Source organism: Planococcus ruber, from assembly GCF_022819085.1.
Taxonomy (GTDB): domain Bacteria; phylum Bacillota; class Bacilli; order Bacillales_A; family Planococcaceae; genus Planococcus; species Planococcus ruber.
This window is the reverse complement of sequence record NZ_JALHAG010000003.1, coordinates 14,909-28,748: the sequence shown is the minus strand read 5'-3', so window position 1 is coordinate 28,748 and position 13,840 is coordinate 14,909. Positions and strand designations below refer to the sequence as shown.

Annotated in this window: 13 protein-coding genes; all 13 read right to left on the bottom strand. The window is 46.9% G+C overall.

Annotated features, from left to right (window positions below; genetic code table 11):
- Positions 1-19: 19 nt before the first annotated feature.
- Complete coding sequence (gene mfd / locus MTR82_RS07740; RefSeq protein WP_246808604.1) at positions 20-3,553, bottom strand: transcription-repair coupling factor; 3,534 nt, start codon at positions 3,551-3,553, stop codon at positions 20-22.
- Between the two features lie 101 nt (positions 3,554-3,654).
- Positions 3,655-4,224, bottom strand: a complete 570-nt coding sequence (pth, locus tag MTR82_RS07735) for an aminoacyl-tRNA hydrolase (RefSeq protein WP_246808603.1) — start codon at positions 4,222-4,224, stop codon at positions 3,655-3,657.
- A 104-nt stretch (positions 4,225-4,328) separates the two neighbouring features.
- Entirely contained in the window at positions 4,329-4,979 is a 651-nt protein-coding gene (locus MTR82_RS07730) for a 50S ribosomal protein L25/general stress protein Ctc (protein WP_246808602.1), read from the bottom strand.
- 93 nt (positions 4,980-5,072) lie between these two features.
- Positions 5,073-6,041, bottom strand: coding sequence for a ribose-phosphate diphosphokinase (locus MTR82_RS07725; protein WP_052649513.1), 969 nt, complete (start codon positions 6,039-6,041; stop codon positions 5,073-5,075).
- A gap of 15 nt (positions 6,042-6,056) precedes the next feature.
- The gene (gene glmU / locus MTR82_RS07720; protein ID WP_052649514.1) at positions 6,057-7,430 is read right to left on the bottom strand and encodes a bifunctional UDP-N-acetylglucosamine diphosphorylase/glucosamine-1-phosphate N-acetyltransferase GlmU; all 1,374 of its coding nucleotides are present in this window, start codon (positions 7,428-7,430) and stop codon (positions 6,057-6,059) included.
- A gap of 326 nt (positions 7,431-7,756) precedes the next feature.
- A complete protein-coding gene (gene spoVG, locus MTR82_RS07715; RefSeq protein ID WP_052649515.1) occupies positions 7,757-8,041 on the bottom strand; it encodes a septation regulator SpoVG in 285 nt (94 codons plus the stop codon).
- A gap of 252 nt (positions 8,042-8,293) precedes the next feature.
- Positions 8,294-8,671 (bottom strand): RidA family protein, encoded by a 378-nt coding sequence (locus MTR82_RS07710; RefSeq protein ID WP_246808601.1) that lies wholly within the window; start codon positions 8,669-8,671, stop codon positions 8,294-8,296.
- Position 8,672: 1 nt separating this feature from the next.
- A complete protein-coding gene (gene purR, locus MTR82_RS07705; protein ID WP_246808600.1) occupies positions 8,673-9,500 on the bottom strand; it encodes a pur operon repressor in 828 nt (275 codons plus the stop codon).
- Between the two features lie 56 nt (positions 9,501-9,556).
- The gene (ispE, locus tag MTR82_RS07700; RefSeq protein WP_246808599.1) at positions 9,557-10,420 is read right to left on the bottom strand and encodes a 4-(cytidine 5'-diphospho)-2-C-methyl-D-erythritol kinase; all 864 of its coding nucleotides are present in this window, start codon (positions 10,418-10,420) and stop codon (positions 9,557-9,559) included.
- 165 nt (positions 10,421-10,585) lie between these two features.
- Entirely contained in the window at positions 10,586-10,849 is a 264-nt protein-coding gene (gene veg / locus MTR82_RS07695; RefSeq protein WP_052649519.1) for a biofilm formation stimulator Veg, read from the bottom strand.
- A gap of 160 nt (positions 10,850-11,009) precedes the next feature.
- Positions 11,010-11,888, bottom strand: a complete 879-nt coding sequence (gene rsmA / locus MTR82_RS07690; RefSeq protein WP_246808598.1) for a 16S rRNA (adenine(1518)-N(6)/adenine(1519)-N(6))-dimethyltransferase RsmA — start codon at positions 11,886-11,888, stop codon at positions 11,010-11,012.
- On the bottom strand, positions 11,888-12,445 hold the full coding sequence (gene rnmV, locus MTR82_RS07685) for a ribonuclease M5 (RefSeq protein ID WP_246808597.1): 558 nt from the start codon (positions 12,443-12,445) through the stop codon (positions 11,888-11,890). Before rnmV ends, rsmA begins: the two co-directional genes overlap by 1 nt.
- Positions 12,446-12,551: 106 nt before the next feature.
- Positions 12,552-13,823, bottom strand: coding sequence for a G5 and 3D domain-containing protein (locus MTR82_RS07680; protein ID WP_246808596.1), 1,272 nt, complete (start codon positions 13,821-13,823; stop codon positions 12,552-12,554).
- Positions 13,824-13,840 lie beyond the last annotated feature (17 nt).

Below are 13,840 nucleotides of genomic sequence, written 5' to 3'. Positions count from 1 at the left end.
ACTCATTCCCTCTACTAAATTAACTGACCGGCTTTTCTTCCCGAAGCGATTCCGGAAGCAGCTTCATCATGCCTTCCAGCACATCGAACGGATGGTGCTTCTTGGTTTTATTTTCATCAATGGTCATCACGAGCTGCTGTCCGGCCATACTGAAACCGACAGCGCGGCCGTAAGCGGCAGATTCTTCCACAAGCTTGCCGCCGTTCATCGCAGCGGTCCCTTCAGCCGATAGCTTGATCGTGATGATTTTGCCGGTTTGCTTGATCGACTCGACACCGGTCATGCGGGCCCAAACTTTCATGCGCGCAACGCTCAGCAAGCGATCGGTCTCAATCGGCATATCGCCGAAACGGTCGATCAATTCATCTTGCAGCTCCGTAACTTCCTCTTCGGTTTCAATGCCTTTGACGCGTTTGTACATCTGGATTTTCTGGTAGCCGTCGCCAATGTAGCTGTCTGGAATATAAGCATCCACATCAAGCGAAATCTCCACTTCCGGAATCTCCTCTTTCTTAATGCCGGTGCGGCGCTCTTCGATGGCCTGCTCAAGCATCTGCGAGTACAGGTCAAAACCGACGGAGTCAATAAAGCCGTGCTGCTGCGATCCGAGCAGGTTTCCGGCACCGCGAATGGACAGATCCCGCATCGCAATCTTGAAGCCGGATCCGAGTTCTGTAAATTCCTTGATGGCCATGAGGCGCTTTTCTGCTACATCTGTCAGCACTTTATCGCGCTGGTACATGAAGTACGCATAAGCGACACGGCTCGAACGGCCGACGCGTCCACGCAATTGATACAATTGCGATAAGCCCATGCGGTCTGCATTATGGACGATCAAGGTATTGACATTCGGAATATCGATTCCGGTTTCAATAATCGTCGTCGTTACGAGCACATCGTAGTCGCCGTCCAGGAATCCGAGAATAACGGACTCCAATTCGGTTTCGGACATTTGCCCGTGGGCATGCCCGATGCGCGCTTCCGGCACCAAAGCTTGAATTTCTTCTACTTTGCGGGTCATATCATCTACCCGGTTGTATAAATAAAACACTTGGCCGCCCCGCGCCATTTCACGTTCAATCGCTTCGCGCACAAGCGCACCGTTGTGCTCCATGACATAACTTTGCACCGGGAACCGGTTAGCCGGCGGCGTTTCAATAACGGAAAGGTCACGCACGCCGATCATGGACATGTGTAGCGTCCGCGGAATCGGTGTCGCCGTCAAGGTCAGAACGTCCACATTCGTCTTCATCTGCTTAATCTTCTCTTTATGGGTAACTCCAAAGCGCTGTTCTTCATCGATGATCAGCAGCCCTAAGTCTTTATAGCCAATGTCTTTCGATAAGATGCGATGGGTTCCGACGACCACATCAACTGTCCCGTTACGTAAGCCTTTGGCCGTTTCAGCCTGCTGCTTTTTCGAACGGAAGCGGCTCATCAACCCGACGGTAATCGGGTAGTCTTTGAACCTTTCACTCATCGTTTCAAAATGCTGCTGCGCCAGGATGGTCGTCGGCACGAGGAAGGCTACTTGTTTGCCATCAAGCACTGCCTTGAATGCGGCACGAATCGCGACTTCGGTTTTGCCGTAGCCGACGTCTCCGCATATCAAGCGGTCCATTGGCCGTTCTTTTTCCATATCGCGCTTCACTTCTGTAATCGAACGCAGCTGATCCGTGGTTTCCTCATACGGGAATTCCGCTTCGAATTGCCGCTGCATATCCTGCTCTTCGGAGAATGCATAGCCTTTCAAAGCTTCGCGTTCTGCGTAGAGTTTAATAAGATCATCTGCGATATCCTGAACCGCCGCGGATACTTTCCGGCGCGTCTTCTTCCATTCGGCTCCGCCCATCTTATGCAGCTTCGGCTCTTTCTCTTCGGAAGCAATGTATTTCTGGATTAAGTCAATCTGGTCGACCGGTACGAATAATTTATCGTCTGCCTTATAGACAATGTGCAAATAATCCTTATGGACGCCGCCGATTTCCAACGTTTCAATGCCGATATAACGGCCAATGCCATGGTGGATATGGACAATATAGTCGCCCGGTTTGATTTCCGAATAGCTCTTGATGCGCTCCGCGTTGGTCAGTTTTTGCGGACGCGTCTTTTTCTTTGCCTGCAGTTTGAACATTTCTGCATCGGTGATGACGGCCATGCGCTGCAGCGGCATTTCAAAACCGCCCGACAAATCGCCGTCGACCAAATACATATGTCCCCCTTGCACGGTGGTTGCATCTGTAATGATTTCCGCTTCCATTCCATAGTCTTCGAGCACCGAACGCACTTTGCGCAGCCGCTCTTCGCCTTCCGCGATGATAAACACCTGGAATTTGGCCAATGCCCAGCGCTCGGCTTCCGCTTTCAGCAAATTCATCTGCCCATGGAAAGACTGCATCGGCTTGCACGAATACGTAATCGATTTCTTTATTTGAATCGACGGAAATGTCCGGACGAATAAAGAAAGAAATGAGACTTGCTGTTTTGTTTTCTGGAGCACTTCACGGAACGTATACGACAACGGGAGATCCTGAAGGAATTTCCCTTCCTCAAGCAGCGAAACGATCCAATCGCCTTCTTCACGCTCCAAGGTTTCGGTCATTTCCTGGATTCTGCCAAGTTCATCAAAGAAAATCACGCCATTCCCCGGGAAATAATCGCCCAAGAAAGCTGATTGGCTGTCCACCAAGGCCGCATACTTCGCCACCTGTTCCGGCACATTGCCTTCCCGCAGCATATCGATATCATGCTGGATATGCAGAAGCAACGCTTCTTTTGTGTCATCCGCTTTCACTTTTTTCAAAGTAGCTGCCAATTTCTCTTCGATTTTTTCTGCCAGCTCAAGCTTTTGCAGACGCGTCAGCACCAGTTCCGTGGCGGGCAAGATGCACAAGGACTCCATCTTCTCAAGTGAACGCTGGTCTTCGGCTGAAAACTGGCGGATGGAATCGACTTCGGTATCGAACAGCTCAATGCGGGCCGGGTGTTCAAAGTTCAGCGGATAAATATCCAATATCCCGCCGCGCAAAGCAAATTCGCCTGGAGTCGTGACCATCGGCGTGCGCGAATAGCCCATCGCCACCAATTTCCCGATCCATTCTTCTGTGTCAATTTCATCTCCCATGTGCGTACGCAAAGTTGAAAATTCCCATTGCTCATGAGAAGGCATCAGTTTTCGCATGCCCGCAACCGGTGTGATGTAAATGCCTTTTCCGACATTTTTCATGTGATCCAGTGTATCAATTCGGTGGGCACGCAGTTCTGGGCCGGAGAATGACACATCTGCCGCGATCAATTCATCTGCCGGATACAAATGGACAAGCTCTTCTCCCATCAATTTGACCAAATCGTCATAAGTGCGCTGGGCATGCAATAAATTCGGGGCCACAATCAATAAAGGCGTATTCGATTCTGCCCAAACCGTCTGGTAAAAAATGGGGCGCGCACTGCCGGACAGCCCTGAAATCAATTGGTGGTCCTGCCCTTTTTTCAAATCGCTAATTAATGCCTGGGTATGAGAATCCTCAGCAAACGATTTTAGTATACGGTCCATCCCGCTTCCTCCTTTCAAAATAAACAGTGTATTCGTGATTTTCATGCGTCATTCAGAAACAGAAAAAAGCTCTGGACGCGGTCTTGCGCCAAAGCGAAATTCTATTTGACCGTTGCATTGTAATCATTCATGACTTCTAGATACGGCTTTGACAGCCATAGTTCACAGGCTTCTGCACTTTTCTTGATGGCTTCGGAAATTTCCGGAGCTTCATTTTCCGAAAAACGCGCCAGTACATAGTCCGGCACTTTCATCCCGGCCGGCGGGCGGCTGATGCCGACACGCATGCGGTTGAATTGTTGAGTGCCCAAATGCTGAATAAGCGATTTGATGCCGTTATGCCCGCCGGCGCTGCCTTTTTGGCGAAGCCGAAGCTGCCCCGTCGGCAAGTCGAGATCGTCATAAATAACCACTAAGTCTTCAATCGCAATATCGTAATAGTCCATTAGAGCGCCGACACTCTCACCCGACAAGTTCATGTAGGTCAACGGCTTCAATAACATGACTTTTCCTTCCGGACGGTGGATGATCGAATACATTCCTTTGAATTTTGATTGAGTCAAAGGGGCATTCCATTTAGACGCCAAATAGTCGATTACTTGAAAACCGACATTGTGCCGGGTTGATTCATATGCTTTCCCGGGATTTCCCAGGCCCACAATCAATTTCATAGCCATCTTCCTTTGCTGTTTTCACTGCTTCACATTTTACCATAAACGTTCATTAAAACAGAAAAATAGGGGCTGTCGCGAGACAGCCCCTTTTCTTTTTTTGATTAAGCTTCTTTTTCGCCGTCTTCAGCGTCGCCATTGATGACTTCTGGCTCGCCAGCTGCATCTTCAGCAGGCGCTTCCAGTTCATCCAACTCTTCTTGAGTGCGAGGAGCTGCAATGGATACTAAAATGAAGTCGTCTTCGTCTAAAATGTCATACGAAACGTTTCCGCGGATATCGCCGACTGTCACCGTATCGCCAATCGCCAGATTCGAAATATCCACTTCGATTGCATCCGGGATGTCTGAAGGCTTCACTTTGATTGTCACTTCACGGTTCGGCTGGTTGACAATGCCGCCTTCTTTTTCCCCTGGAGATTCGCCGACTGTATGCACAGTTGCTGAAACTTCAAGCTCATCAGACATGTTAATCGCTAAGAAATCGACATGCTCAAAGTTTCCTTTTAACGCATCTCTTTGGAAATCGTTCAATACTACATTTATGGATTTTCCATCAATCTCTAAATTGATGACGCCATTGCGTCCAGACTCACGCAATGTTTTAATCAAATCGATTTCCGATACCACTAAAGGCGTCGTCTCTGTCTGGAAGCCGTAAACAACTCCAGGAACATCGCCTTTTCCTCTTAGTTCGGTTAATGACGAGTGCGGTGTGCCGCTCTCTCTTTTTTGTGCTGTAATTTTTGTACTCATATACCTCATCCTCCAGTTTAATTATGCATAGTGAGTAAATACCCCTATCTTGCAAAAACCAAACCTTTCAACGGCATGAGCTGCACTTTGTCATTAATCAAACAGCGTGCTGACAGATTTTTGTTCGTGGACGCGGACAATGGTTTCAGCCAATAATTTCGCAACAGAAAGCTGCTTGATTTTCGGCGATTTCTTTTCTTCCGGCAACGCAATAGAGTTCGTAATGATCAATTCTTTGATCACGGAATCGTTGATGCGGCCGACAGCTGGCCCTGATAGGACAGGATGCGTACAGCATGCATAGACTTCTTTCGCTCCGCTTTCAATCAATGCGCTCGCCGCAATCGAAATCGTTCCGGCTGTGTCGATGATGTCATCGATGATGATAGCCGTTTTGCCTTCAACATTCCCGATGATGTTCATCACTTCCGCAACGTTCGGACGCGGACGGCGTTTGTCGATGATGGCGATCGGCGCTTTCAGGCGATCTGCCATTTTACGCGCACGTGTTACACCGCCGTGGTCAGGAGAAACAACGATGACGTTTTCCAAATCGATGCCGCTTTCTTTTAAGAAGTAATCTGAAATAAGAGGCACAGCGACCAAATGGTCAATCAGGATATCAAAGAATCCTTGGATTTGAGGAGCATGCAAATCGAGTGCAATAACGCGCGTCGCTCCCGCAGTCTCTAGTAGGTTCGCTACCAGTTTAGCCGTAATCGGTTCGCGTGAACGAGCTTTGCGGTCTTGGCGCGCATAGCCGTAATAAGGCATTACAACGTTTACTGTACGAGCCGAAGCACGTTTAACAGCATCGATCATAATTAAGAGTTCCATTAGGTTTTCGTTGACCGGCTGTGAAGTCGATTGAACGATGAAGACATCATAGCCGCGGATGCTTTCTTCGATATTGATCTGGATTTCACCGTCGCTGAAATGGGTAACTGAACTTTTTCCTAATGGCAACCCTACGTGCTGTGCAATTTCCTCTGCTAATCCTTGGTTGGAATTCAATGAAAAGATTTTCATTTTAGTGGTCGCTGCATCAATTTGATAACTCATTACGTGTGTAGCCTCCTATTTTTTCAGGTTTAATTTACTGACATAGCCTTCTTTGTTTTCTTGCCGAGCGCGTGCGATCGCTAACGAATCTGCTGGAACGTCTTTAGAAATCGTCGAGCCCGCTGCAATAAACGAGCCTTTGCCGACTGTTACCGGTGCAACCAAGTTTGAGTTGCAGCCAATAAACGAATCGTCTTCAATCGTCGTTAAATGCTTATTTTTACCGTCGTAATTGACTGTGATGCTGCCGCAGCCGATATTGACGTTTGTTCCTACACTGGCATCTCCAATATAGCTCAGATGGGAAACTTTGCTGCCGTTTCCGACAGTGGATTTTTTCACTTCGACAAAATTGCCGATCTTCACTTCATTGCCCAGTTCGGTTTCCGGACGCAAATGTGCGAATGGCCCAACTGCGGTGTCTTCTCCGACTTTGCTGTCGTAGACATGCGAAGAACGGATTTCTGTGCGGCTGCCAATCGTGCTGTTGCTGATATGGGTGTTTGACGTGATCACGCAATCTTCGCCAATCACCGAGTTCCCTTCAATCGTGACATTCGGCTGAATGATCGTATCCGCTCCGATAACCGCTTCTGCACTGATATAGGCGGTCGCCGGATCGATGATGGTCACGCCTGCACGCATATGCTTTTCAGCGATGCGGCTGCGCATGATGCCTTCCGCTTGGCTTAAAGCGACACGGTCGTTGACGCCCAATGTTTCTTCAAAGCTGTCCGTCGCATATGCTGCCACCACTTCACCTTGTTTTTGAAGGATTTCAATCACATCCGGCAAATAATATTCGCCTTGCGCATTGTTATTGGAAACGTGTTTCAATGCTTCAAAAAGGGCTTCATTATCGAAGCAATAAGTACCGGTATTGATTTCTTTTACGCTCTGCTCTTCTGCGGAAGCGTCTTTTTGCTCAACGATTTTTGAAACGCCTCCCGTTTCATCGCGAAGAATTCGGCCATAGCCGGTTGGGTTCTCAGCAATCGCTGTTAAAATGGTTGCTTTGGCAGTTGTTTCTGCGTGATGGCTAAGCAAAGCTTCCATCGTTTCCGGACGGATCAACGGTGTATCACCGCAGACGACTAAAGTCGTGCCAGGCAGCCCTTCGATCATGGAAGCTGCCTGCTGGACAGCGTGCGCTGTTCCAAGCTGTTCTTCCTGCAGCGCATACTCGCTTTTTCCCCCGAGCTGCTGCTGCACTTTTTCAGCGCCGTGGCCGACGATCGTAACAATTTTTTCAACACCCAATTGTTGTACATTGTTGGCAACATGCTCGACCATCGGCATGCCGCAAACAGGGTGAAGCACTTTATAAAGCTTTGACTTCATGCGTGTTCCTTGCCCAGCAGCTAAAATGACTGCATATGTATTTGTCATATAGTCGATCCTCCGTCTGTATGTATTTCGTATCTATTTGTCCATATTCCCGGTTCTGCCCCAACCATAACTAAATCTCCAAAAAAAAACGCCGATTCGACGATTTGGATCTTGCGTATGGAAAACAGAACAGGTCACGAGGCGATTGTTGAGTAAAAAAGTGCGAATCTGGATACTCTTATTGCATGACAAGTTCCCGCACTATCCTTAACTATATCTGAAAAACCTTGATTTTTCAAGGTTTCGGAGGATGACAATCCGATGACATTATTTCAGAAAAATAAAAAAGAGCCTTTCAATGGGCGAAGGCTCAAGAGATGGCTCAATTAAACACCGGCTTCTTCAAAAACCGGATCATTTTCACTTTGCTGGTAAGCAGTCAATACCGCTGTCTGTAGTTTGTTGCGTGTGCTGGAGTTGATCGGATGGGCGATGTCTCTAAACTCCCCATCTGGTGTCCGTTTGCTTGGCATCGCTACAAATAATCCTTCATTGCCGTCGATCACCCGGATATCGTGTACAACAAATTCGTTGTCCAATGTGATGGAAGCGATTGCCCGCATCCGGCCATCCGTCTGCACCCGCCGAAGCCTTACATCAGTTACTTCCATTGTTTCACCACCTCTCTTCTAAGTTGCAAAAAATAATGCTCTTAAGGTAATTCGATGCAAAGGACTAAACTCCTTCATAAATTACAAAATTTATTAGAAAATTTAATTAATGAACAGAAAAGCGGCGGCAGCTGGGTAGATTCGCCGGCATAAGATGAGCTGGCTCTTGCAGCTGGGCGCCAAGAAATGCGGAAACCGCCTTACAAGTTCTTGAAACTTAAAAAACAAAGAAAAACCACCCCGAAGGATGGTTTATTCAGCAAGTGCTGCGATAACTTCAATTTCAACTTTTGCATCTTTCGGCAAACGCGCCACTTCTACAGTCGAGCGCGCAGGTTTGTGACCGCCGAAATACGACGCATACACTTCGTTCAATGCGGCAAAATCATTCATGTCTTTAATGAAGACCGTGGTTTTGACCACGCCTTCAAGAGAAGAGCCGGCTTCTGCCAAGACCGCTTTTAAGTTGGCGAATACTTGGTGGGCTTGTTCGACAATCGACCCTTCCACCATTTCTCCTGACGGCGTCAATGGAATCTGGCCGGAACTGTAAAACAGATTGCCTGCAATCACACCTTGCGAGTATGGGCCAATTGCTGCGGCGGCTTGATCGGTTGCTACAAATTTCATATTAAACGCCTCCATTTGTAAAATAGTTTCCTTCTTCAAGCGCAATTTTGCGTTCTTTCTCACTGACTTCACGCAACTTAACCAGTGACAAGTATTTTTCTACGAGCTGTTCATCTGAATGCTCGGCTTCAACCAATACAGCGACTCCGGCGAGCGTGCATTCGAATTCTTCCAATAAATTCTTCATGCCGTTCATCGTGCCTCCGACTTTCATGAAATCGTCGGTGATGAGTACGCGTTGGCCGCTCTTCATGCTGCGCTTTGACAACACCATCGTCTGGATGCGGCGCGACGAACCCGACACGTAATTGATGCTGACGGTAGATCCTTCTGTTACCTTGCTGTCGCGTCTGACAATAACCACCGGCACGTTTAAATGGCGGGCAATGGCATGGGCAATCGGGATGCCCTTTGTCGCCACGGTCATAATGACATCAATCTTTTCACCCGCAAAAGCGGTGGCAAAGACTTTGCCGACCCGGTTCATGATGCTTGGGTTGCCCAAGACATCCGTCATATAAAGATAGCCGCCGGGCAATAGCCGGTCCGAATGGCTAAGTTCTTCGATCAATTCATCCATAATCGCTTTGATTTCCGGCTTTTGCAGTTTCGGGACGTACTTTACGCCGCCTGCTGCTCCCGGCACGGTCATCAAAAGCCCAATTCCTTTTTCTTCAAAGGTCTCTTTAACAATCCCCAAATCTTCGCTGATCGAAGACTTAGCGGATTCGTAAAGATCCGAAAAATATGTAAGAGGAATCAACTTATGTGGATGTTCCAAAAGATAATGCGTCATATCAACTAAACGTTCACTGCGCTTCCACTTCATACTACCCTCTCCTAAACACGAATGTTTTATAGAAAATTTACCATAAATATACGTATTTAAGCAAGGGGATCCCGTTCACCGATCAAACGGACGGCATAGACTTCTGCGCAAAATCCTCTTAAACCATTATAAATACGGGGAATCCGGGCTTCCTGGTGGACCAAGCCAAATACAGTCGGGCCGCTTCCGCTCATTAAAACAGCATCTGCCCCAAACTTCTTCATTTGTTCTTTGATCTGTGCCACTTCCGGATACAAATTCAACGTCACACTTTCCAGCGCATTGCCAAGATTGTCGCACATAGCCTGGTAATCGCCGGTTTCCAACGCCCGGATCATCTCCTGGGTATTCGGATGCTCCGCTTTCGCAACATCGAAAGCGCCGTAAACGTCTGCAGTCGAAACGCCGATTGTCGGCTTCGCAAGAATCACCCAGCAATTCGGCGGTGTCGGCAGTTCCTGGATGATTTCTCCCCGCCCTTTAGCTAGCGCTGTGCCGCCGTAGACGCAAAACGATACATCTGAACCGATCTGCGCTCCAAGCTCTGCGAGTTCGTCCAACGACAAGTTTAATTGCCATAACTGATTTAAACCTTTTAGGGTGGCAGCTGCGTCACTGCTTCCTCCGGCAAGCCCGGCCGCTACCGGAATCTGTTTATCCAATGAAATAATGACACCCGACTTGATGTGGAACTTCTCTTTCAGCAGCTGTGCGGCTTGGTAGGCCAAGTTGCGCGAATCGTTCGGGACAAAGCGGTCAGCGGATTCAATATGGATTCCGCTTTCTGTCGCCTTCAAGCCGATGCGGTCAGCTAGATCGACAGTCGTCATGATCATTTCGATTTCATGGTAATTGTCCGGCCTTTTATGTAAAACATCCAACGTCAAATTGATTTTGGCAGGCGCCTTTACGTAGAGCATTCCACTGCCTCCTTTACTATACTGATGAAGACTATTTTAACACAAGCGGCCCGAATAGGAAGAATTAAGAAAATCAGAAATCAGCTCTCCTTGTAAAAACAAAAAAATCCACGATCTCGTTGAAATCAACAAGTGTGGATTTTACAAAATATAAATATAAATTCATTATCTAACAACAAGTTCTTCTTCTGTTCCTTCATAAACAGTAATTTCTACTGCCTCTGTCAGGATGTCTGCGTAGCTGTAAGACACACGTTCAAATGCATGCTCATCTTGATCAAGCTCAATTACGAACACGGAGTGATACGTTTCCCGCAGGATTCCGGCACGTTCCACCGTTTTCTTGCGTCCTCCGTTTGCCTTCAAAATCAATCGTTTCCCTAAATGTAGATCTAACGATTTTTTAATATCCGCCAAAGTTTTGGGCATCTTGTCTACACCTCACTATAAATAAATTATAGCGAAATACGACTATTTTGTCAAGCAAATTTAATATTTTATCAGCGTTGCATAGTTACTGTCAATATTTTTTTATTCGAAATATCTTTTTTAAAGGGTTCATGTGCCAATATTGTAACAAGCAATCAAATTACTTGAAATAGGCATAAAGCTTGTCAGAAAGCAGACCGAATTCTTTGATCGTCAAGGTTTCTCCTCGGCGCGATGGCTCGATTCCCGCTTCTTCCAACGCTTTCAAAATAAATTCTTTCTTTTTTTTGCCAAGCGGCATCGCCGATTGAAGGTTGTTGAAAATGGTTTTTCTCCGTTGGACGAAAGAACCTCTTGTCACAGTAAAGAAAAAGTCTTCATCGATGACTTTGACTTGCGGTTCCGGACGCTTGATCATCCGAATAACGGCAGAATCCACATTCGGCTGCGGCATGAAGACCGTTTTCGGCACCGTTAAAGCCATTTCCGCTTCTGTGTAGTATTGGATTGCGATCGACAAAGATCCATAAGCTTTGCTTCCGGGTTTTGCGGTGATGCGCTCTGCCACTTCTTTTTGCAGCATAACAACCAATCCGCGGATCGGCAATTTTTCAAGCAATAGTTTCATAATGATCGGCGTCGTGACATAGTAAGGCAAGTTGGCGACGACCATGATGTCTTCATAGCCAGCCAATTCTTTTTCAATTTCTGCAAGGACATCTGCTTTCAACACATCGGAATGGACGATGGCCACATTATCGTAAGGCGACAACGTATCTTCAAGGACTGGCAAAAGCCGCTGGTCGATTTCAAATGCCAGCACTTTCCCCGCATCTCTTGCCAAATGCTCGGTTAAGGCCCCGATGCCTGGCCCGATTTCAATGGCCGCTGATTCTTTCGTCAAATTTGCCTGTCCCACAATTTTCCGCAGAATATTCGGGTCGATCAAAAAGTTCTGACCCAAGCTCTTCTTTACTTTCAAGCCGTATTTGGCCATGATTTCCTGGGTCCGAATGGGGGTTGCAATATCTTTAGTCATTAAAGTTCCTCCTGATTTACCGCTTGTACCGCTTCGATAAATTGCGCTTTTGTAATCCCGAACATATGAAGCCGCTTTTGAAGCTGTTTTCCATTCGTATAGCCAATCTGCAAAAGCTCGCCTATTCGTGTTCGGCGTATCTTAGCTTGAGGATGTGCAACAAGTGCGGCATCGATCAAGTCTTCCATTGTAATCTCAATCGCACTGTCTTTTTCCCGCGGCGTGTAAATGGCCGATAATGCTTCTCGAATGTCTTCATCACATGCATGTTCAATGCCAAGCCCTTTGCCGTTTTTCGCAATGGTCTTTTCTTTCGCCAAAAATGCATGCTTCACTTGCGGCACATGTTCTTCAATAATAGCACGGATTCGCTGCCCTGGATAATCCGGATCTGTAAACACAATGACGCCGCGCTTATCCTGGGCATGGCGAATGCGCTGCAGCGTCTCTTTTGAAATAGCTGAACCATTCGTTTCGATGGTATCTGCATCCACTGCCCGCTTAATAGCCACGGTGTCGTCTTTGCCTTCTACTACAATGATTTCATTAATCTTCATTCGTCTTCCTCTTTCCTGCCTATCTTGTTCCATTTTACACGCAGCCGCCTGGATATGTAAAAGGCTTTCCCGGGTAGGGAAAGCCTTTAAAGAAAATCCTTCTATACTAATTCAGGACCTTAACTTTTACTTGCTTGCGTCCAAAAGCCAATGCATCGGACTGGCTTGGAACGAATAGGTCGATTTTATTTCCTTTGATGGCACCGCCTGTGTCGCCGGCAACCGCATAGCCGTAGCCTTCAACCCAAACTTTTGAACCTAACGGAATCACACTCGGATCCACGGCAATCACTTTTAAGCCGGGATTGGCTTTTAAATTGATGCCGGTAGCCGTAATGCCGGAGCATCCTGCACAGCTGGCCGTATAGGCAGTGGCAGATACATAAAACTCTTTGCCGCCTGATGGCGCTGCATTATTTGATGCAGCCGTTTTGACCACTGCTTGCTTAGTAGCCGGTTTAGGAGCCGGAGCTTTTGCTTTCGCTCCACGTGAAACGCTTGCTACCATCACTTTTGTTCCAACAGCAACTACATGTTTCTTCGGTTCTTTTACCGTTTTTTCTTTTTTCAACACGCGTTTTACTTCTTTGCCGTTTTCTTTTACAACTTCGTACGTTTTCGCAACGACGCCGTTTTCACCTTTTTGAACAAGTTTCTTTTTCCCTTTTAGAAGCGAATCGTCTTTCTTCGTTTCTTCAGCGAATTTTACAGAATCCTCAACTACATCGGTGACCTTTTCGACGCGAACTACTTTTACTTTCGAATTTGGAACGACCATTTCGTCCATTCCATTTTCAACCCGGTCAAGTTCGCCTAAAGAAATCTTGTGCTGTTTTAAAAAGTCAGCGACCGTAGTCGAAGTGGACCATACTTTTTTCTCTTCCAAACCATCAAGGATTGTCACCTCGTATGCTTTTTCTACAGAAATCGCTGTATCCGCATCTACTTCTTCTTCTAATGCAGGTGATACTTTATCGTGCTCCGTTACTTCAATGTCCGCTTTTGCTAAAATCGCTTCCACTGTGTTATCGGTTGTCCAAGCAGTTTGCTTGTTGCCGTCTACTTCGACTTTATATTCTTTTGCCTGTTCCCACTCGATGGCTACATCCTCTTCGATGGCTGCATCTTTGGGTTGGCTTAAATAATCATGTTCACTGACTTGGATTTCTTGTTCTTCAAGAAATGCCCCTACGGAGTCCGCATGCGTCTTCACTTCTGTCGTTTTTCCATTCGCTGTCATGGTTACCGTGTTTTTCGTTCCTTCATAAATAGCAAACGTCAAAACAGCAGCAAAAAGTAACACAGTAGCGATCGCCACAACTAAAGATTTTCCTTTAAACGCATTTACGGACTTACTATTATTTGCTTTTTCTGTCAAAAATAACTCCTCCTCAT

Coding starts and splice junctions, on each gene's coding strand:
- mfd (WP_246808604.1), bottom strand. CDS start 3,553: ATGGACCGTATACTAAAATCGTTTGCTGAGGATTCTCATACCCAGGCA.
- pth (WP_246808603.1), bottom strand. CDS start 4,224: ATGAAATTGATTGTGGGCCTGGGAAATCCCGGGAAAGCATATGAATCA.
- MTR82_RS07730 (WP_246808602.1), bottom strand. CDS start 4,979: ATGAGTACAAAAATTACAGCACAAAAAAGAGAGAGCGGCACACCGCAC.
- MTR82_RS07725 (WP_052649513.1), bottom strand. CDS start 6,041: ATGAGTTATCAAATTGATGCAGCGACCACTAAAATGAAAATCTTTTCA.
- glmU (WP_052649514.1), bottom strand. CDS start 7,430: ATGACAAATACATATGCAGTCATTTTAGCTGCTGGGCAAGGAACACGC.
- spoVG (WP_052649515.1), bottom strand. CDS start 8,041: ATGGAAGTAACTGATGTAAGGCTTCGGCGGGTGCAGACGGATGGCCGG.
- MTR82_RS07710 (WP_246808601.1), bottom strand. CDS start 8,671: ATGAAATTTGTAGCAACCGATCAAGCCGCCGCAGCAATTGGCCCATAC.
- purR (WP_246808600.1), bottom strand. CDS start 9,500: ATGAAGTGGAAGCGCAGTGAACGTTTAGTTGATATGACGCATTATCTT.
- ispE (WP_246808599.1), bottom strand. CDS start 10,420: ATGCTCTACGTAAAGGCGCCTGCCAAAATCAATTTGACGTTGGATGTT.
- veg (WP_052649519.1), bottom strand. CDS start 10,849: ATGCCCAAAACTTTGGCGGATATTAAAAAATCGTTAGATCTACATTTA.
- rsmA (WP_246808598.1), bottom strand. CDS start 11,888: ATGACTAAAGATATTGCAACCCCCATTCGGACCCAGGAAATCATGGCC.
- rnmV (WP_246808597.1), bottom strand. CDS start 12,445: ATGAAGATTAATGAAATCATTGTAGTAGAAGGCAAAGACGACACCGTG.